Annotated in this window: 14 protein-coding genes; 11 read left to right on the top strand and 3 right to left on the bottom strand. The window is 68.4% G+C overall.

Annotation, left to right across the window (positions count from 1 at the left end; genetic code table 11):
- Positions 1-6: 6 nt before the first annotated feature.
- The 5 genes from atpA to NM961_RS05570 all read left to right on the top strand — a co-directional run bounded on the left by atpA (position 7) and on the right by NM961_RS05570 (position 6,714).
- Entirely contained in the window at positions 7-1,554 is a 1,548-nt protein-coding gene (atpA, locus tag NM961_RS05550; RefSeq protein WP_255912524.1) for a F0F1 ATP synthase subunit alpha, read from the top strand.
- An 82-nt stretch (positions 1,555-1,636) separates the two neighbouring features.
- Entirely contained in the window at positions 1,637-2,500 is an 864-nt protein-coding gene (gene atpG / locus NM961_RS05555; protein ID WP_255912526.1) for a F0F1 ATP synthase subunit gamma, read from the top strand.
- A gap of 154 nt (positions 2,501-2,654) precedes the next feature.
- Positions 2,655-4,061: a F0F1 ATP synthase subunit beta gene (atpD, locus tag NM961_RS05560; protein ID WP_255912528.1), complete on the top strand. Its 1,407-nt coding sequence runs from the start codon at positions 2,655-2,657 to the stop codon at positions 4,059-4,061.
- Positions 4,062-4,243: 182 nt separating this feature from the next.
- On the top strand, positions 4,244-4,666 hold the full coding sequence (locus tag NM961_RS05565; RefSeq protein ID WP_255912530.1) for a F0F1 ATP synthase subunit epsilon: 423 nt from the start codon (positions 4,244-4,246) through the stop codon (positions 4,664-4,666).
- 296 nt (positions 4,667-4,962) lie between these two features.
- Positions 4,963-6,714: a carboxypeptidase regulatory-like domain-containing protein gene (locus NM961_RS05570; RefSeq protein ID WP_255912532.1), complete on the top strand. Its 1,752-nt coding sequence runs from the start codon at positions 4,963-4,965 to the stop codon at positions 6,712-6,714.
- Here NM961_RS05570 and NM961_RS05575 read toward each other — a convergent pair.
- From NM961_RS05575 to NM961_RS05585, 3 genes are read right to left on the bottom strand one after another with little or no spacing between them, the layout of a single operon-like run.
- On the bottom strand, positions 6,706-6,960 hold the full coding sequence (locus NM961_RS05575) for a hypothetical protein (RefSeq protein WP_255912534.1): 255 nt from the start codon (positions 6,958-6,960) through the stop codon (positions 6,706-6,708). The genes NM961_RS05570 and NM961_RS05575 overlap by 9 nt on opposite strands.
- Before the next feature lie 54 nt (positions 6,961-7,014).
- Positions 7,015-7,701, bottom strand: a complete 687-nt coding sequence (locus NM961_RS05580) for an ABC transporter ATP-binding protein (RefSeq protein WP_255912536.1) — start codon at positions 7,699-7,701, stop codon at positions 7,015-7,017.
- A 1-nt stretch (position 7,702) separates the two neighbouring features.
- Positions 7,703-8,464 carry an ABC transporter permease gene (locus NM961_RS05585; protein WP_255912538.1) on the bottom strand — a complete coding sequence of 254 codons (762 nt, stop codon included), beginning with the start codon at positions 8,462-8,464 and terminating at the stop codon, positions 7,703-7,705.
- Between the two features lie 119 nt (positions 8,465-8,583).
- Here NM961_RS05585 and NM961_RS24125 point away from each other — a divergent pair, with 119 nt between their 5' ends.
- The 6 genes from NM961_RS24125 (at position 8,584) to NM961_RS05615 (ending at position 19,716) form a co-directional block, all read left to right on the top strand.
- Positions 8,584-11,163 (top strand): glycosyltransferase family 4 protein, encoded by a 2,580-nt coding sequence (locus tag NM961_RS24125; protein WP_255912546.1) that lies wholly within the window; start codon positions 8,584-8,586, stop codon positions 11,161-11,163.
- Between the two features lie 28 nt (positions 11,164-11,191).
- Positions 11,192-12,559, top strand: coding sequence for a bifunctional UDP-N-acetylglucosamine diphosphorylase/glucosamine-1-phosphate N-acetyltransferase GlmU (glmU, locus tag NM961_RS05595; RefSeq protein ID WP_255912548.1), 1,368 nt, complete (start codon positions 11,192-11,194; stop codon positions 12,557-12,559).
- Positions 12,560-12,573: 14 nt separating this feature from the next.
- Positions 12,574-12,954 carry a thioredoxin family protein gene (locus NM961_RS05600; protein WP_255912550.1) on the top strand — a complete coding sequence of 127 codons (381 nt, stop codon included), beginning with the start codon at positions 12,574-12,576 and terminating at the stop codon, positions 12,952-12,954.
- 155 nt (positions 12,955-13,109) lie between these two features.
- Positions 13,110-16,100, top strand: coding sequence for an ExeM/NucH family extracellular endonuclease (locus tag NM961_RS05605; RefSeq protein WP_255912559.1), 2,991 nt, complete (start codon positions 13,110-13,112; stop codon positions 16,098-16,100).
- Positions 16,101-16,255: 155 nt separating this feature from the next.
- Positions 16,256-16,819 (top strand): ECF-type sigma factor, encoded by a 564-nt coding sequence (locus tag NM961_RS05610; RefSeq protein ID WP_255912561.1) that lies wholly within the window; start codon positions 16,256-16,258, stop codon positions 16,817-16,819.
- Positions 16,816-19,716 (top strand): tetratricopeptide repeat protein, encoded by a 2,901-nt coding sequence (locus tag NM961_RS05615; protein ID WP_255912563.1) that lies wholly within the window; start codon positions 16,816-16,818, stop codon positions 19,714-19,716. Before NM961_RS05610 ends, NM961_RS05615 begins: the two co-directional genes overlap by 4 nt.
- The last annotated feature ends 121 nt before the right edge of the window (positions 19,717-19,837 follow it).

The following is a 19,837-nucleotide window of genomic DNA, read 5'->3' on the forward strand; positions in this document are numbered from 1 at the left end:
AAACCCATGCAAACCACGCTCAACCCGTCCGAAGTCAGCGAGCTTATTAAAAGCCGCATCCAGCAGTTCCAGGCCACGGCCGAAGCGCGCAACGAAGGCACCATCACCTCGGTGTCCGACGGCATCGTGCGCATCCACGGTCTCGCCGACGTGATGTCGGGCGAAATGATCGAGCTGCCGGGCAACTCCTTCGCCCTGGCGCTGAACCTCGAGCGCGACTCGGTCGGCGCGGTGGTGCTGGGCGAGTACCTGCACCTGCGCGAAGGCGACACCGTCAAGACCACCGGCCGCATCCTCGAAGTGCCGACCGGTCCGGAACTGCTCGGCCGCGTCGTCGACGCGCTGGGCAATCCCATCGACGGCAAGGGTCCGCTCAACGCCAAGATCCTCTCGCCGATCGAAAAGGTCGCCCCGGGCGTGATCTGGCGCAAGTCGGTCGACGAGCCGGTGCAGACCGGCTACAAGTCCGTCGACTCGATGATCCCGATTGGCCGCGGCCAGCGCGAGCTGATCATCGGCGACCGCCAGACCGGCAAGACCGCCCTGGCGATCGACGCGATCATCAACCAGAAGGGCACCGGCATTAAGTGCATCTACGTCGCGATCGGCCAGAAGCAAAGCTCGATCGCCAACGTCGTGCGCAAGCTGGAAGAAAACGGCGCGCTGGACCACACCATCGTCGTCGCCGCCTCGGCCTCCGAATCCGCCGCGCTGCAGTACATCGCGCCGTACTCGGGCTGCGCCATGGGCGAATACTTCCGCGACCGCGGCCAGGACGCCCTGATTATCTATGACGACCTCTCCAAGCAGGCCGTCGCCTACCGCCAGATCTCGCTGCTGCTGCGCCGTCCGCCGGGCCGCGAAGCCTATCCGGGCGACGTGTTCTATCTGCACTCGCGCCTGCTGGAACGCGCTTCCCGCGTCTCCGAGGACTATGTGGAACAGTTCACCAAGGGCGAGGTGAAGGGCAAGACCGGCTCGCTGACCGCGCTGCCGATCATCGAGACCCAGGCCGGCGACGTGTCCGCGTTCGTGCCGACCAACGTCATCTCGATCACCGACGGCCAGATCTTCCTGGAAACCGACCTGTTCAACGCCGGCATCCGTCCGGCCGTGAACGCCGGTATCTCGGTGTCCCGCGTCGGCGGCGCCGCCCAGACCAAGATCGTGAAGAAGCTGTCCGGCGGCGTGAAGCTGGCCCTGGCGCAGTACCGCGAGCTGGCTGCGTTCGCGCAGTTCGCCTCGGACCTCGACGCCGCCACCCGCGCCCAGCTGGAACGCGGCCAGCGCGTGACCGAGCTGATGAAGCAGAACCAGTACGCGCCGCTGTCCATCGCGGAACTGGCCCTGTCCGTCTACGCCGCCGAAAAGGGCTTCCTGGACGACCTGCCGGTCAACAAGATCCTCGCGTTCGAGAAGGGCCTGCATGCGTTCTTCCACCAGAATCACGGCGAGCTGATGAACAAGATCGTCGCTTCGGGTGACTGGAACAACGATATCGAGTCCACCTTCAAGGCCGGCATCGCCGAGTTCAAGAAGACGGGCAGCTGGTGATTTCCCGCGGGACGCGCCGCCCGGCGCGTCCCGCGACACCTGCACCACCCCGTACTACTGAACCAGCATAGCGAGCGAAACAATGGCAGGCGGCAGAGAAATCAAAACCAAGATCAAGAGCGTGCAGAACACCCGCAAGGTGACGCGCGCGCTCGAAATGGTCTCGGCCTCGAAGATCCGCAAGGCGCAGGACCTGATGAAGGCCTCGCGCCCGTACGCGCGCCTGATGCGGCAGGTGATCGGCCACATCGCCAAGGCGAACACCGAATACCAGCACCCGTTCATGGTGGCGCGCCCGGAAATCAAGCGTGTCGGCTACATCGTCGTGTCCACCGACCGCGGTCTCTGCGGCGGCCTGAACTCGAACCTGTTCCGGCGCATGATCCCCGAGATCCGCGAACTCAGCGACCGCGGCGTGGAGATCGACGTCGTCGCCATCGGCTCCAAGGCGAACGCATTCTTCAAGCGTTTCAAGGTCAACTTGGTCGGCAGCGCCACGCACCTGGGCGAGAAGCCCCAGCTCAACGCGCTGATCGGCGTGATCAAGGTCATGCTCGACGCCTATACGGAAGGCCGTATCGACCAGCTCAAGCTGGTCTACAACGACTTCGTCAACACCATGACGCAGAAGCCGACCGTGGACACCCTGCTGCCGCTGCCGCCGTCCAACGGCCTGAGCACGACGCACGAATGGGACTACATCTACGAACCGGGTCCGGAAGTGGTGCTCGACCACGTGCTCACGCGCTACATCGAGTCCCTGGTCTACCAGGCCACGCTGGAAAACCTCGCCAGCGAGCATGCCGCGCGCATGGTCGCGATGAAGGCCGCCAGCGACAACGCATCCAAGGCAATCGAAACCCTGTCGCTGATCTACAACAAGGCGCGCCAGGCGGCGATCACCCAGGAAATCTCGGAAATCGTCGGCGGCGCTGCGGCGGTGTAAGCGAGGAAAAGAGCGGCGGCAAACGGGAAAACAGCGAGCGCGAGCAAGTCCGCAGTCCCTGGTTTTCCGCCTGGCGCCACTCTCCACTGAAAATTCAAGCGGTGCGGCTGCAGTGGCCTCGCCGTAAAACAGTTCAAAGCATCGGAGTTTCCCTATGAGCCAGGGCAAAGTTGTTCAGATCATCGGCGCCGTGGTCGACGTCGAATTCCCGCGCGACCAGGTACCGAAGGTGTACGACGCACTCAAGGTCGACGGCACCGAAATCACGCTGGAAGTGCAGCAGCAGCTCGGCGACGGCATCGTGCGTTCGATCGCCCTGGGCTCGACCGACGGCCTCAAGCGCAACCTGATCGCGCGCAACACCGGCGAAGGCATCAAGGTGCCGGTCGGCGTGAAGACGCTGGGCCGCATCATGGACGTGCTGGGCAACCCCATCGACGAAGCCGGCCCGATCGGCGAGCAGGACCGCTGGGTCATCCACCGCGAAGCCCCGAGCTACGCCGAGCAGGCGTCCAGCAACGAGCTGCTGGAAACCGGCATCAAGGTCATCGACCTGGTCTGCCCGTTCGCCAAGGGCGGCAAGGTCGGCCTGTTCGGCGGCGCCGGCGTGGGCAAGACCGTGAACATGATGGAACTCATCAACAACATCGCCAAGGAACACTCGGGTCTGTCCGTGTTCGCCGGCGTCGGTGAGCGTACCCGCGAGGGCAACGACTTCTATCATGAAATGAAAGACTCCAACGTGCTCGACAAGGTCGCGATGGTGTACGGCCAGATGAACGAGCCGCCGGGCAACCGTCTGCGCGTGGCGCTGACCGGCCTGACCATGGCCGAGTACTTCCGCGACGAGAAGGACGCCTCGGGCAAGGGCCGCGACGTGCTGCTGTTCGTCGACAACATCTACCGCTACACCCTGGCCGGTACCGAAGTGTCGGCGCTGCTGGGCCGCATGCCGTCGGCCGTGGGCTACCAGCCGACGCTGGCGCAGGAAATGGGCGTGCTGCAGGAACGCATCACCTCGACCAAGACCGGTTCGATCACCTCGATCCAGGCCGTGTACGTGCCCGCGGACGACCTGACCGACCCGTCGCCGGCGACCACCTTCGCCCACCTCGACGCCACCGTCGTGCTGAGCCGCAACATCGCCTCGCTGGGTATCTACCCGGCCGTGGACCCGCTGGATTCCACCAGCCGCCAGCTCGACCCGAACGTGATCGGCAGCGATCACTACGAAGTCGCGCGCAAGGTGCAGGGCACGCTGCAGCGCTACAAGGAACTCAAGGACATCATCGCCATTCTCGGCATGGATGAACTGAGCGAAGAGGACAAGCAGGTCGTGGCGCGCGCGCGCAAGTGCGAGCGCTTCTTCTCGCAGCCCTTCCACGTGGCGGAAGTCTTCACCGGCTCGCCGGGCAAGTACGTCTCGCTGAAGGAAACCATCCGCGGCTTCAAGATGATCGTGGACGGCGAATGCGATCACCTGCCGGAACAGGCGTTCTACATGGTCGGCGGCATCGACGAGGCCATCGAGAAGGCCAAGAAGATGGCCGAGAAGGCGTAAGAGCCGGTATTGGTGATTTGGGATTCGGGATTCGCGACGGCGGGAGAGCCGGCGGATCCCGGATTGAAGCCGGGATTGGAGATCTGGAGTTTCGGGACACGCAAAGCTGCCTAGCCGCACGTTGACGAACCCCGGAACCCCAATACCCAATCCCGCGAACGAGCAAAGCGAGAGAAGCACCAATGTCCACCATCCGTTGCGACATCGTCAGTGCCGAGGAAGAGATCTTCCACGGTTCCGCGCAGATGATCGTGGCCACCGGCGAAATGGGCGAACTCGGCATCGCGCCGCGCCATGCGCCGCTGATCACGCGGCTGAAGCCGGGCCAGGTCCGCGTGATCCTGGAAAACGGCGAAGAGCAGTTCTTCTACGTTTCCGGCGGCATCCTCGAAGTGCAGCCCCAGGTCGTCACCGTGCTGGCCGACACGGCCATCCGCGCCAAGGACCTGGACGAAGCCGCGGCCAACAAGGCCAAGGAAGCCGCCGAACGCGCCCTGGCCAACCGCACCGACGCGCTGGAAATCGCCCAGGCCCAGGCCGAACTGGCCCAGGCCCTGGCCCAGCTGCAGGCGCTGGAGCGGCTGCGCAAGGCGCTCAAGCACTAAGACGGATCAGGCGCGGGAACGCGAGAAAAGAGCTGCTGCGGCATGCAAGGCCACTCCGGTCCCGGCAGCAACACGCGCCGGCAACTGCCCGGCCCGTTTTCCGCCACGCCTGACCCGACACCGTTTCATGCGTCACTCCAACGCCGGCTCATGCCGGCGTTTTTTTTGCCTTGGCACAACGAAATCCAAGCCTGCCCCACACCGCCCGGTCAGGCCTGGCAATCCAATGCCACTTGGGGGACAGGAAGCGCGGCCGCGTCTCAGCGAGTACAAACTCCCCCCGCCAAGGCAGGCCCATGTACCGATTCCTGATCCCGCTGCTGCTCGCCGCTGCTGCAGCTCCCGTATCCGCCGCCACCATCCAGGGACAGGTCCTGGACGAAGCCACGCAGCAGCCGCTGGCCGGCGCGACGGTCACGCTCTATACACAGCCGGTCAGCCTGGGTTGGGAAACCTTCCTGGGCAGCACGCAGACCGACAAGAACGGCCGTTACGTCATCGAGCGGGGTTTCACCGGCAACGTCGTCGCCATCGCCAGCAGCCAGACACACGCTGCGCGTACACAGGCTGGTATACCGTGCAACGGCATTTCCCGCTGCCTTTACGTGAGCCCGGGATTTGCAGTCGGTGCAGGCACACTCAGCACGGCGGATTTCAGCCTGCCGCACGGCGTGCGGCTGCAGATTCGCGCGCGCGATGCCGATGCACAGTTGCCCGCGCGGAACGCGCAACTGTTCCTGTCCTGGGCCGGCGCGCCGGGCGCAGCCCATCATCTGAGCCTGACCATACGGGCCAATGAGACCACCGGCGAGTTCCCGCTGGGGATCCTGCATCCAGGCAACTATCAGCTGCGCGCGCGCGGCGCGCAGTCGGATACGCCGCAGCTGCCGCTGCTTGACTACTACTGGCCGGACCTGCATTGCGACAACCTGCAAGTGGCCTGCGACGCGCTGGCGTCTACTGCGCTGGCCCTGACGCCGGGCCAGCAGAGCCTGCAGCTGGACCTGCGCCGCGGCAGCTTCCTGCGCACACGAATGATCAGCAACGGCAACGGCAGTAACGTCCGGCACTTCACCCAGGGACATACGGCCGACCGTTTTCTCAGCCGGAATACCGTCGACGAACTGGGCCGTAAATATCTCGGCCCCCTGCTGCCAGGCACGGTCCGCGTCTTGCTGAGGCCGCTTTCCGGGATTGACTACACGGCGGTGATCTACCCCGGACTGCCGTGCACGACGGCTTCCTGCGACATCGCTGCCGGCGCCCCGGTCGAGGTGGGGCGAACGCCCGGGGTCTACGATCTCGACACGATCCGTGTCGATCCGCTACGCAGCATTCGCGGTCGCGTCGTCGCCGCCGGCAGCAATGCACCCATCGCCGGCATGCGCGTATCGGCCGGCATCATGCGGTACCCGATTCCGCCCGAGACCGGCTTTTTTCCAACAAGCACTGTGCTCACCGACAGCAACGGCTACTACAACATAGAAGCCATGGAAACCTACGACTTCGTGCTACGCACCGAACAGGACGGTCAGCCGTGGATCGACCTGGCCTGGCAGGATAGGCCCTGCGACAGCAGCAATCTGTTCTGCAGCCTATATACGGCAACCTACCCGACGCTGTACGTGCCACCTGGCGAGCACCTCAGCGGCATCGACTTCGCCTTGCAGCCCGGCGCGCGCCTGCGCGGCCGCGTCGTCTTCGAAGGCAGCGGCACGCCCGCAGCCGGCTACGCCGTGGTCCCGATACCGGCCTCCAATGGCAAGGTCGGCAAGCCCGTCTTTGCCGACGAAAACGGCGCGTTCACGATCGACGGCCTGGACTCTGCCGGTTACTACCTGTTCGCCGCGCAGCCCCCCCGCAGCGATGGTTTCCTGCATCCGAGCCAGCACTGCCAGATCGGCAACACGGGCGGCGAGACCAACTGTAACCTCAACGCCGGCACCCTGCTGACACCGCCCGCGGGCGGCCTTATCGACGACGTGACGATTGTGATTCCGGTTGAGGATCTGATTTTCCGCGACAGATTCAGCGGCAACTCAGGCTGAATCCGCACCAGCCGGAACGGCAACAGAACCGCCGCGCGCCGCATTGAGCGCGCGGCGGTTCAGCAGCAGGCCTGTCTGGTGAGCTTCGTCGAAAGCCAGCAGAATTGCGATCTGAGCGCCGGCACGCTGTTGGCGCCTCCGGCGGACGGCGTGATCGACGATCTCGCCATCACCGTGCCGCAACCGAACCCGATTTTCCTGGACGGATCCGACTCCATCGAATTTGGGCAGGCAGCCCTGATCCACGCCATCCGGCGCGCGGCGAAATCCCGTGCCGGAAAACTCCCGTTTCGCCGCCGCTCAGCGCGCGGCAGCGCGATACGCCTTGAGCACCGTATCGCAATCCCCGTACAGCACGCTGCGTCCCTGCTCCATCCACAGCACGCTGTCGCAGAGATCCGCGATCTTGTCTTCGTCGTGGCTGACCAGCACCACCGTGGTGCCGGCGTGGATGCGTTCGTTGATCGCCAGCGAGGATTTCTGCTGGAACGCCGCATCGCCGACCGCGAGCAGTTCGTCCAGCAGCAGCACATCGGGCTGTACCTGTATCGCCACGGCGAAGCCCAGGCGCAGGATCATGCCGTTGGAATAGCTGGTCACCGGCTGCTCGAAGAAGTCGCCCAGTTCGGCGTAGTCGCAGATCGCGGCGAGCTGGGCGTCGATCTCGCGCCGGCGCAGGCCCAGGCGCAGGCCGCAGAGCACGGCGTTGTCGCGGCCGGAAAGATGCGGCACGAAGCCCAGCGACAGCGACAGCAGCTGGCAGGACACATCGGCCCGCCGCAGGCGGCCGCGGTCGGGCTGCAGGATGCCGGCCAGCACGCGCAGCAAGGTGCTCTTGCCCGCGCCGTTGCGCCCGACCACGCCCAGGCGCTGGCCCCGCGCCAGTTCCAGGCTCACGTCCTCAAGCGCCCAGTACGGCGCGCTGCGCAGGCGGCGCTGGGCGTGGAAGGCGACGCCGACCTGCTGCAGGCTGATCACACTGTCCATCTCAGACCGCCAGCTTGGGATAGCGCGGCGCCAGCCGCTGTACCGCGGCCAGACCCACGCCGGCCAGCAGCACGGCGAGCAGGCTGATGCGCCCCAGCATGGCCCAGTCCGGCCACTGCCCCTGCAGCAGCACGCCGCGCAGGGCCTCCAGCAGCAGCAGCACGGGGTTCCACGCCAGCCAGTCGCTGTACGGCGCCGGCACGCGCTGCAGCGAGAACACCACGCCGGACAGGAACATCAGCACCGTCAGCAGCTGTTCGATCACGAAGCGCAGGTCCGGCAGCAGCGGCATCAGCGCCGCCAGCAGCAGGCCACAGCCGCCGGCGCAGGCGAGCAGGCAGGCCAGCAGCAGCGGCAGGCTCAGCCAGGCCGCGCTGGGCGGATAGCCGGCCAGCCACAGCACCGCCAGCAGCAGCACAAAGACGAAGGCGAATTTCAGCGCATCGGACAATAGATGCACAAATGGAAAAACCAGCACCGGCATGCGTACCTGGTGGATCAGCGCCAGGTTCATCCAGATCGCGAGTCCCGCGTGGACGATGCTCGACTTGAACCACTGCCACACCACCAGGCCGACCAGCAGGAAAGGCAGGTAGTCCGGCCCGCCGGTACCCAGGATGCGGTCGAACACCAGCCAGAACGCGGCCATCATCAGCGCCGGCTCCACCAGCCACCAGGCCAGGCCCAGGTAGCTGCGCGAACGCTCGGCGCGCAGCTCGGCGTAGGTGCTGAACCAGACCAGCTCGAAGAAGTGCAGGCGCATGCGCGCTCGGATAGCCAGGGCGGCGCGAGCATAGCGCAGCGCGCCGGCCTGAACTATTCCGCCTGCCGGAAGGCCGCAGTATCCTGCGCGGGGGCGGCGCCAGGGACAGCGAACTGACAGTGATCTTCTTCACCATCGTATCGCGCAACTACCTGGCCTATGCCCTCACCCTGATGCAGTCGCTGGCGGCGCAGCACCCGCACAGCCGGCGCTATCTGGCGCTGGCCGACGGCGGCGCCGACGATCCCGCGCTGGCCGATCCGCTGTTCGAGCTGATTCCGATTCAGGCGCTGGACCTGCCGGATTTCGACGCCTTCGTCTTCCGCTACGACATCCTCGAACTGAATACCGCGATCAAGCCCTACGTGTTCCGCTGGCTGCGCCGGCGCCACGCGCAGGAAAGCCTGGTCTACCTCGATCCGGATACCTACGTGCTGGCGCCGCTGGACGCCGTGCAGCAGGCGCTGGAGCGCGGTGCGCTGGCGGTGCTGACGCCGCATCTGAATGCGCCGGTCAGCGACGACCGCCATCCGGGCGAGCTGGCCATCCTCTCCAGCGGCACCTACAACCTGGGCTTCATCGCGCTCGGCCCGCATGCGCAGACCGACGACCTGATCGGCTGGTGGGCGGACAAGCTCGAATTCGGCTGCGTCGCCGATCCCGCCGCCGGGCTGTTCACTGACCAGAAATGGATGGACCTGGTGCCCGGCCTGTTCCCCGACGTGCACATCCTGCGCGACGACGGCTACAACCTGGCCTACTGGAACCTAGCCCAGCGCCGCGTCACGCACGAGCAGGGCGTCTGGATGGCCAATGCCCGGCCGCTGGTCTTCGTGCATTTCAGCGGCGTGGACCTGGATCAGCCGCAGTTGTTCTCGCGTCACCAGGACCGCTACCGCGCCGGCAGTCTCGGCGCGCTGCGACCGCTGTACGAGGAATACCTGGGCCGCCTCGCCGCCAATGGCCATGTCCGCCACCGCGGCCGGCCCTATGCCTTTGCCAGCTTTCCCGACGGCGAAATCATCAGCCGTCCCATGCGCGCGGTGTACCGGCGCTATTTCGACAAGGGCCGCGCCCAGGCGGAGCTGCAGCCGCTGCAGATGCGGCGCGAGCGCTACGACGAACCCTGCGAGGAACTGCCCCAGCGCGCCGATGCGCCGGTCACGCGGCTGATGTACGCCGCCTGGCGCCTGCGCGGCGATCTGCACGCGGCCTTCGACCTGGGCGAGCGCGAAGGACGCGAAGGCTTCATCCGCTGGTACCTGCGCTCGGCCGCGCGCGAATTCGGCATCGCCGCGCGCCATATAGAACCCGTGCGCGCCGCCTTCAGCCAGGCCGGCGCCGGCGGCGGCCCGGCCTTCGACGTCCACGGCGACCGCCGCCGCGCCGCCGGCGCGTTTCCGCACGCCAGCGCGCTGCTGCTGCAGCTGATCGACTGGAGCTGCCGCCACCGCTGGGCCCTGGCCGCGTACAGCCGCCTGCCGGCGAGCTGGCGCCATCGCCTGCGCCGCCGGCTGGAACGCCAGGCCTTCGTGCCCACAGCACCGCAGCCCGCCGCCGCGCCGGCACCGCCGGCGCCGCCCAGCGCGCACGACGGCCTCAATCTGATCGGCTACGCCCGCGGCGAATTCGGCGTGGCCGAGATCCTGCGCAACTACGCCGCGGTGCTGCAGCACGCCGGCATTCCGTTCACGGTACGCAATTTCGAGATCGGCGTGGCCAGCCGGCAGCAGGACCGGCGCCTGGAAGCCTTCCTCGACCCGCGCCTGCCGCAGGACATCAACCTGTTCTGCATCAACGCCGACCAGATGCCGGTGGTGCACGAACACCTGGGCGCGCAGGCCTTCGCCGGGCGCTACAACATCGGCTGCTGGTTCTGGGAGCTGGAGCGCTTCCCGCAGCGCTGGCTGGGCTCGTTCGCCCTGGTCGACGAGATCTGGGTGCTGTCGCAGTTCGTGCGCGACGCGGTCGCCGCCTGCACCGGCAAACCCGTGCACGTCATCCCGCTCGCCCTGCAGCAGCCGCGCGTACCGCCGCCGCCGCGGCACGCGCTGGGCCTGCCCGACGACGAATTCGTCATACTGGCCAGCTTCGATTTCAATTCCTGGATCACGCGCAAGAACCCGCAGGCCGCCGTGGCCGCGTTCCGCGCCGCGTTCCCGCGCGAGCGCCGCGACGTACGCCTGGTGCTCAAGACCATCAACGGCCAGCGCCTGCCGCAGGCGCTGCGCACACTGCAGGAAGCCATCGCCGGCGACGAGCGCATAGAACTGCGCGACGGCTTCCTCGACCGCGACGGCATGTGGGCGCTGCAGGCCTGCTGCGACGCCTATCTCTCGCTGCACCGCTCCGAAGGCTTCGGCCTGGGCCTGGCCGAATGCATGATGCTGGGCAAGCCGGTGGTGGCGACGGCGTATTCCGGGAATATGCAATTCATGGACGAATCCACCAGTTGCCTTGTTCCCTATACGCTGATCGCAGTCGGCCAGGACGAATACCCGGACTGGCGCGGCCAGCACTGGGCCGACCCCGACATCGAAGCCGCCGCGCGCCAGCTGCGCCGCCTGGCCGACGACCCGGCACATGCCCGGCGCCTGGGCCAGGCCGCGCGGCTGAGCCTGGAACAGCGCTTCGGCGCTGCCGCCAGCGCTGCCGCGATAGCCGCGCGCTTGGCCGAAATCCGCCGCGGGCTGCGATAATCCGGCCAGCTCCGCAACCAGGCCGCCCATGTCCGCTCCCCTGCACGTCATCGTCCTCGCCGCCGGCGAGGGCAAGCGCATGAAATCCGCCCGCTCCAAGGTGCTGCTGCCGCTGGCCGGACGGCCCATGCTGGCGCATGTGATCGACACCGCACGCGCGCTGGCACCGGCGGCGATACACCTGGTCTACGGCCACCGCGGCGAGCAGCTGCGCGAGGCTTTCGCCGGGTCCGCCGACCTGAGCTGGGTGCTGCAGGCCGAGCAGCACGGCACCGGCCACGCGGTCAGCTTGGCCCTGCCGCAGATTCCCGACGCGGCGCGCGTGCTGGTGCTCTACGGCGACGTGCCGCTGATCCTTCCCGCCACCCTGCGCCCGCTGGCCGATGCCGACGCCAGCCTCGCCGTGCTCGCCGCCGATCTGATCGAGCCCGCCGGCTACGGCCGCATCGTGCGCGACGGCCTGGGCCAGGTGCGCGCCATCGTCGAGGAGAAGGATGCCAGCCACGAGCAGCGCGCCATCACCCTGGTCAACACCGGCATCGTCGCCGCCGACGCCGCGCGCCTGCGCGGCTGGCTGGGCCGCATCGGCAATGACAACGCCCAGGGCGAGTACTACCTCACCGACGTCTTCGCCCTGGCCGCGGCCGACGGCGAGCCCGCTGCCTGCGCCCTGTGCAGCGATGCGCACGAAGCCTTCGGCGCCAACGATGCCTGGCAGCTGGCCGCGCTGGAGCGCCGCTACCAGCAGCGCCAGGCGCGCGCGCTGTGCAGCGCCGGCGTGCGCCTGGCCGATCCGCAGCGCTTCGACCTGCGCGGCGGCGTGACCGTAGGCCAGGATGTGGAGATCGATGTCGACGTGATCCTCGAAGGCAATGTGCAGCTCGGCGATGCAGTCACGATAGGCCCGTTCAGCCGCATCAAGGATTCCACGCTGGCACCGGGCACGCGCGTGCTCGCCCACTGCGATCTCGACGGCGTGGTCACCCACGGCGCCTGCGTCATAGGCCCGTATGCGCGTCTGCGCCCCGGCACCGAACTCGCCGCCGGCGTGCACATCGGCAACTTCGTCGAGACCAAGAAGACCGTGCTCGGCGCCGGCAGCAAGGCCAATCACCTGAGCTACCTCGGCGACGCGGTAGTCGGTTCCGGCGTCAACATCGGCGCGGGCACCATCACCTGCAACTACGACGGCGTGAACAAATCCACCACGCACATCGGCGACGGCGCCTTCATCGGTTCCAACAGCGCCCTGGTCGCGCCGGTGAGCATAGGCGCCGGCGCCACCATAGGCGCCGGTTCGGTCATTACCCGCGACGCGCCGGAAAAGGAGCTGACCGTGGCCCGCGCGCGCCAGCTCAGCCTGCCCGGCTGGAAGCGGCCGCAGAAAAAATCCTGAAGCAGGAGCCAGCCATGGGCGACAGCGCGGTGCCGGATTTCTTCCAGCGTTTTCCCATGCAGCTCGTCCACAGCAGCACGCTGGACAGCGTGCTCGCCGAGAGCGGCGCCGCGCTGGATCTGCTGTTCCTGTGGGGCCGCGACTGCCCCAACTGCGATATCGCCAAGCGCGCCATGCTGGCCCAGCCCGCGCAGATGAACTGGCCGCAGGTGCGCTGGCTGCACTGCAACGTATACGAGGACGAAGCCATGGCCACGCGCTTCGGCCTGCACGGCATTCCCACCTTCTTCGTGTTCCGCAACGGCCGGCGCCTGGGCCGCATCACCAGCTGGCCCGGCATCGATGCCTTCCGCACCGCCGTGGCGAACGCGCTGCAGTCCGCAGGGCCAGGCTGAGCTTTTTGCATCACCGCGCGATCATCGCGATGTAACCGCGGTGTCGCGCGCCGTCCGCATGCTCGGACGCATGGCGCTCTCACTGCTCAGGCACCGCGCAGACCCGCGCGCGGCGGCGCCATGGATCGTCGTCCACTTTCAGGGGTAGTCACGTCATGATTTTTGCAACGCACCCGCTGCGGCGGGCTTACGGCGCCTGCGCCCTTCTTCTGCTGGCCGCGGCGCCGGCTTCGGCGCAGGTGGCGCTGAACGCGCTGGATACTGCGTATACGCAGAACTTCAATGCGCTGCCGGCCAGCGGCAGCAGCGCCTGGTCGAACAACACCACGCTGGCCGGCTGGTATCACGCGCGCACCGGCAGCGGCGGCAGCATCGTCGCCGATACCGGCGCAGGCAACGCCGGCAACCTGTACAGCTACGGCGCCGCCGGTGCGAACGAACGCGCATTGGGGTCGGTGGGCTCGGGTAATGCGGCGGTCGGCGATATTTACTACGGCCTGCGCCTGCGCAACGCCACCGGCAGCACCATCACCTCGCTGGACGTGGCCTATACCGTGGAGCAGTGGCGCAACAGCGGCGCAGCCGCGCAGACTGCCACGTTCTCCTATCTGATCGCGCCGGCGGTCACCGGCTCGCTGACGGAATTCCAGAGCAGCGGCACCGCGGTGACCAGCCTGGACATGACCAGTCCGGTCAGTGGCGGCGCGGCCGCCGCGCTGAACGGCAACCTCGCGGCCAACCGCGTCGCGCGCAACTTCACCCTCAGCGGCATCAGCCTGCCCGACGGCAGCGAGATCATGCTGCGCTGGGCCGATCCGGACCACGGCGGCGCCGACCACGGCCTGGCCATGGACGATCTCTCGGTCACGCCCCACGGCAGCGGTCCGCAGCCGCTGTCCCTGAGCATCGCCGACGCCGGCCGCGCCGAAGGCAACAGCGGCACGTCGGTCCTGAGCTTCACCGTCAACCTGAACCAGCCGGCTCCGGCCGGCGGCGTCACGTTCGACATCGCCACCAGCAACGGCGCCGCCACAGCCGGCAGCGACTACGTCGCCAGCGCACTGACGGCGCAAACCATCGCCGCGGGCAGCAGCAGCTACACCTTCGATGTCGTCATCAATGGCGACACCGATGCCGAACCCGACGAGACCTTCCTGGTCAGCGTCGGCAATGTCGTCAATGCCCTCGTCGCCGACGGCCAGGCCACAGGTACGATCATCAACGACGACGCCCTGCCGCTGGCGAAAATCCACGACGTCCAGGGCAACGGCGCCGCCACGACCATCGGCAGCAACGTGGAAGTCTCGGTCGAAGGCATAGTCACCGCGAGCTATCAGGGCGCGGGCAAGCTGTCGGGCTTCTTCCTGCAGGAAGAGGACGCCGATGCCGACGCCGACCCGAACACCTCCGAAGGCATCTTCATCTACTGCGGCGCCTGCCCGACGCCAGTCGGCGAAGGCCAGCGGGTGCGCGCCACCGGCCTGGTCAGCGAATTCTTCGGCCTGACCGAGATCAGCGCCAGCACGGCCGCCGCCGTCGTCGTCACCGACGCAGGCAACAACCTCGGCGCGATCACGCCGGCCACTGTCGCCCTGCCCGTGGCCGGCGATCTGAATGCCTACTACGAAGCGCGCGAAAGCATGCTGGTGCGCTTCAGCGACAGCCTGTTCGTGGCGGAATATTTCGAACTCGCCCGCTACGGCCAGATCGAGCTGTACCAGGGCGCTCGTCCGCGCCAGTTCACCGAGGACAACGCGCCCAGTGCCAGCGGCAACGCCGCGCATCTGCAGGCGCTGGCGCGCCGCCGCGTCCTCCTCGATGACGAGAACAATGTCGAGAACTGGCCACTGACCTTGCCTGAAGGCGCGCAGTATTTCTTCCATCCCCAGGCCAACGGCGGCTTCTCCGCCGGCGTGCACGGCACGGATTTCTTCCGCGGCGGCGACCGCGTGGACAATCTCACCGGCGTGCTGCATTGGTCCTTCAACGGCACCAGCGGCAGCGATGCCTGGCGCATCCGTCCCACGCGCAGCACGCCGGTGGCGTTCACGCCGGTCAATGTGCGGCCGGCGCAGGCACCGGTGGTCGGCGGCGCGATCAAGGCGGCCGGCGTCAACGTGCTGAACTACTTCACCACGCTGGATACCACGTCTAGCTCCAACTCCGGCCCCTGCGGCCCCAGCGGCGGCCAGGACTGCCGCGGCGCCGACAGCGCGGCCGAGCTGGACCGCCAGCGCGAACGCACTGCCATCGTGCTGTGCGGCCTCGACGCCGACGTGTTCGGCCTGGTGGAAATCGAGAACGGCGCAACTGCCGCCGCCATCAACGACCTGCTCGGCGCGGTGAACGCGCGCTGCGGCGGCGCGCAGCCGTATGTCGCGGTGAACACCGGCGGCGCGCTCGGCACGGATGCGATCCGCGTGCTGCTGATCTACCGCAGCGGCGTACTCGCACCGGTGGGTTCCGCACTGACCGATATGAACAGCATCCACAACCGTCCGCCGACGGCGCAGACCTTCGACGTGGTCGATGCGGCCAATCCGGCGCGGGGCCAGCGCTTCACCGTGATCGCCAGCCATTTCAAGTCCAAGGGCTGCGGCTCGGCCAGCGGCGGCGACAGCGACAGCGGCGACGGCCAGGCCTGCTACGCCGCGCGCCGCACCCAGCAGGCCGCGCGCCTGCTGAGCTGGATCGACGCAACGGTGATCCCGGCCGCCAACGATCCCGACGTGCTGTTGCTGGGCGACTACAACGCCTATGCGAAAGAAACGCCGATCACCACCCTGACCGGCGCAGGCTATGTCGACCTGCTCGCCGCATTGGGCGGTGCGCAGGCGTATTCCTACCTGTTCGACGGCCAGCTCGGCCATCTCGACTATGCACTTGCCAGCGCCAGCCTGGCCGGCCAGATCGTCGGCATCGCGCCCTGGCATATCAATGCCGACGAGCTGCCGCAGTTCGACTACAACGACGACGTCAAGGACACCGGCGAACCGGCCTACCAGGAAGAACCCAACGGTTCCGCGCTGAAGCCGCCGCGCAGTCTGGTACTGGATGCCGCGCCCTATCGCGCTTCCGACCACGATCCGGTGCTGGTCGGCCTGTTCGGCGGCGACATCCTGTTCCAGGACGGCTTCGAGGAATGAGGCCGCCTTGCACGCCACATTACGTCTCTTTAACCGCGCGCGTTAAATCGCCCGAAACTGCGACCTGGTCGATGTTGCCGCTGCGCGCCAGGTCCGCGCGGCCTGCGATGCAGACAGCGCCACGGCGCCGGCGGCGGCGCTACCATGGCCGCGTCATGCTAGCGACCACCGACATCACCGCGCTGCTCGCGCAGGCCCGCTCCGGCGACGAGCGCGCTGTCGATCATCTGCTGCCGCAGGTCTACGAACGCCTGCGCCAGCTGGCCCATCGCTACCTCGCCGGCAATGCCAGCCATACGCTGAGCACTACGGCGCTGGTGCACGAGGCGTATCTGAGCCTGGTCAACCAGCGCGACGCCGTATGGCAGGACCGCGCGCATTTCCTCGGCTACGCCGCCACCGCCATGCGCCATATCCTGGTCGATCACGCCCGGCGCAAGGGCGCGCAGAAACGCGGCGGCGGCCAGTTCGCGCTGGACTGGCAGGCCGCAGAAATCCCCATCGAATGCATCGCCGGCGAGATGGTCGCGCTGGACGCCGCACTCGCGCGCCTGGCCTTGCTCGACCAGCGTCTGGGCAAGGTGGTGGAGCTGCGCTTCTTCGCCGGGCTTTCGGTGGAGGAAGTCGCCGCCGTGCTCGGCATCACCTCGCGCAGCGTGGTGCGCGACTGGAACAAGGCGCGCCTGTTCCTGCACCACGCGCTGGAAACCCCGCCGTGAATGCGGCCGTCGCGGCGCGCTGGAAGGAACTGGCGCCGCTGCTGGACGACCTGCTGGAACTGGACGCCGCGGCGCGCGCGCCCTTCCTCGCCGGCGTCGCCGACAGCGAGCTGCGCGGCCTGCTCGAAGACCTGCTCGCGCGCGAATCGCGCCGCGGCTTCCTCGACGGCAACAGCGCCGACTACGCCGAAACCCTGATCGGCACGCCGCCGCCGGCGCAGCCGCAGCGCATAGGCGAGTACCGCATCCTCGACCTGATCGGCGAAGGCGGCAGCGGCAGCGTCTACCGCGCCGAGCGCGAAGTCGACGGCTATACGCAGCAGGTCGCGCTGAAGCTGCTGCGCACCGGCCTGCGCGATCCGGCCGAGCAGGCGCGCTTCCGGCGCGAGCGGCGCATCCTCGCGCGGCTGGAACACCCGGCCATCGCACGCCTGATCGACGGCGGCTTCACCGCCGAAGGCGTGCCCTGGTTCGCGCTGGAATATGTCGAAGGCGAGCCCATCACGCGCTGGTGCGATGCGCGCCGGCTGGACGTGAATGCGCGCCTGCGCCTGTTCTGCCAGGTGTGCGAAGCGGTGGAGGCCGCGCACCGCGCGCTGATCGTGCATCGCGACATCAAGCCGGCCAATATCCTGGTCGATACCCAGGGCCGGCCGCGCCTGCTGGATTTCGGCATCGCCAAGCTGCTCGACGATTCCGAGCGCGAGGACGACACCCGCACCGGCCTGCGCCGCCTCACGCCGGCCTATGCCGCGCCGGAGCAGTTCAGCGGCGGCGTCATCACCACCGCCACCGATGTCTATGCGCTGGGCGTGCTGCTGCACGAACTGCTCGGCGGCCAACGCCCCGGCGTGGCCGGCGTGGCGGACACGCGCAATCTGTCGCAGAAAATAGGTACGCAATCCGCCGAGGCGGCCCAGGCGCGCGGGCTGACGCCGCGCCAGCTGGCCCAGCGCCTGCGCGGCGAGCTGGACCTGATCGTGGCTACGGCGCTGGCCGCCGATCCGGCGCGGCGCTATCCCAGCGTGGCCGCGCTGGCCGCCGACCTGCAGGCACATCTGCACGGCCGCCCGGTCAGCGCCCGCCCGGCCAGCGCCATCTACAAAACCAAGAAATTCCTTTTGCGCCATCGCGCCGGCGTGGCCGCCGCGGTGCTGGTGCTGCTCACCGGCGTCGCCGGGGTCGCCGCGACCTGGCGCGAATCCGCCCGCGCCAACGCCGCGGCCGCCGAGGCGCTGCAGCAGGCCCAGCGCACGGCCGCGGTGAAGGACTTCCTGCTCGCCTTGTTCGCCGGCGTCAGCCCGGACGAGAGCAAGGGCCGCGCCGTCGGCGCGCGCGAGCTGATCGAACGCGGCGAAGCACGCCTGGCGGAAACCCTGGCCACGCATCCCGAACTCAAATCCGAACTGTCCACCGCATTGGCCGGCGCCTATCGTCAGCTCGGCGCGCTGGAGCGCGCGTTCCAGCTGGCCGACCAGGCCGTGGCGGCCGGGGCCGGCGGCGACCTCGCCGCCGCGGCGCGCCTGGAACGCGCCCGCGTGCAGCAGGCCCAGGGCCTGTTCGACGGCGCCGAGTCCGATCTGCGCCGGGTCCTCGGCGACAGCGCCGCCGCGGACAGCCACACCGCTGCGCGCCTGCAACTGGTCGACCTGCTGGTGGAAAAAGGCCAGCCCGCCGCCGCGCGCCAGGCGCTGGACGAAGCCCTGGCCGGCGCCGCGGCCGGCGCCGCGGCCGGCACCGCGCCGGCGGCGCGCCTGCGCATGCTGGCCGCGCTGGGGCCGGTGCAGTTCAGCGCCGGCGATGTGGCCGGCGCCGAAACCAGCCTGCGCGAGGCGCTGCAGCTGGCCCGCACCGCCCACGGCGAGAAGCACACCCAGACCGCGCGCATTGAACATGACCTCGCCGTAATCCTGCTGCAGCGCGGCGCCACGGAAGAAGCCGCCCAGCTGCTGGCCGGCGCCGAGGCCACGCGCCAGCAGCTGCTGGGCGAACATCATCCCGACCTGGCCCAAACCCGCTTCAATCTCGCCGTCGCGCGCCAGCGCCTGGGCGATGTCGCCGCGGCCACCGCGCTGTACCAGCGCGCGCTGGAGAACCAGCGCCGCAGCCTGGGCCCGGATCATCCCGACGTGGCCAACAGCCTGAACTCGCTGGCCCTGCTGGCCTGGTCCCAGGGCGATGCTGACACCGCCATCGCGCGCCTGCAGGAGGCGCTGGACGTGGCCCAGCGCAGCCAGGGCGGTGCCCACCCCAGCGTCGCGACCATGCTGGGCACGCTGAGCGGCTTCGAGCGCTACGCCGGCCGCCTGGACGCGGCCCTGTCGCACGCCCGCCAGGGCCTGGCCCTGGCCCGTACCGGACTGGGCGAGACGCACTATCTCGTCGGTGTGGCCCTGGTCGGCCTGGCCTCCAGCCAGAACGAACTCGGCGACGGCGAAGCCGCGGCGGCCAGCTACCGCGAAGGCCTGCCCATACTCGATGCCGCGCTGGGAAATCGCCATCCGGACACCTTGCAGGCGCGCGCCGCCTACGCCGACCTGCTGCTCAGCCTGGGCGACCGCGCCGGCGCGCAGCGCGAAAGCGATCAGGTGCAGGCCGCGCTGGGCGAGCTGCCGGCCGGCCATCCGCGCCGCGCGCGGCTGGAACTCGTCGCCCTGCGTCTGCACGTGGCCGCGCACGAATGCGCCCAGGCCGAAGACGGCCTCGCCGCCGCCGCGGCAAGCCTGGCCAAGGGCGGCAGCGCCCTGCTGCCCGACCTGGCCAGCGCACAGCTGCTGCTGGCCCGCTGCCAGACCGAAACCGGCAACAGCGCCGCGGCGCAGACCCGTTCCGCGGCGCAGGCCACATTGGCGCGGCTGCCGTATCTGCCGCGGCGGCTGCGCGCCGAGCGCGGCTGAAAAATACACGCCGCGGCCTGCCGGCTGGCGGAATACCCAGGCTGCGCGTGCGCCAGCATCCTCGCGCCTGCGATGCCTGGCGGCCGTCATGAAACCGCTGGCAGCGACCCGCACACGTTCC

This window comes from Tahibacter harae (assembly GCF_024437735.1).
Taxonomy (GTDB): domain Bacteria; phylum Pseudomonadota; class Gammaproteobacteria; order Xanthomonadales; family Rhodanobacteraceae; genus Tahibacter; species Tahibacter harae.

Coding starts and splice junctions, on each gene's coding strand:
- NM961_RS05585 (WP_255912538.1), bottom strand. CDS start 8,464: ATGCGCCTGCACTTCTTCGAGCTGGTCTGGTTCAGCACCTACGCCGAG.
- atpD (WP_255912528.1), top strand. CDS start 2,655: ATGAGCCAGGGCAAAGTTGTTCAGATCATCGGCGCCGTGGTCGACGTC.
- NM961_RS05610 (WP_255912561.1), top strand. CDS start 16,256: ATGCTAGCGACCACCGACATCACCGCGCTGCTCGCGCAGGCCCGCTCC.
- NM961_RS05600 (WP_255912550.1), top strand. CDS start 12,574: ATGGGCGACAGCGCGGTGCCGGATTTCTTCCAGCGTTTTCCCATGCAG.
- NM961_RS05565 (WP_255912530.1), top strand. CDS start 4,244: ATGTCCACCATCCGTTGCGACATCGTCAGTGCCGAGGAAGAGATCTTC.
- NM961_RS05570 (WP_255912532.1), top strand. CDS start 4,963: ATGTACCGATTCCTGATCCCGCTGCTGCTCGCCGCTGCTGCAGCTCCC.
- atpA (WP_255912524.1), top strand. CDS start 7: ATGCAAACCACGCTCAACCCGTCCGAAGTCAGCGAGCTTATTAAAAGC.
- glmU (WP_255912548.1), top strand. CDS start 11,192: ATGTCCGCTCCCCTGCACGTCATCGTCCTCGCCGCCGGCGAGGGCAAG.
- atpG (WP_255912526.1), top strand. CDS start 1,637: ATGGCAGGCGGCAGAGAAATCAAAACCAAGATCAAGAGCGTGCAGAAC.
- NM961_RS05605 (WP_255912559.1), top strand. CDS start 13,110: ATGATTTTTGCAACGCACCCGCTGCGGCGGGCTTACGGCGCCTGCGCC.
- NM961_RS05580 (WP_255912536.1), bottom strand. CDS start 7,701: ATGGACAGTGTGATCAGCCTGCAGCAGGTCGGCGTCGCCTTCCACGCC.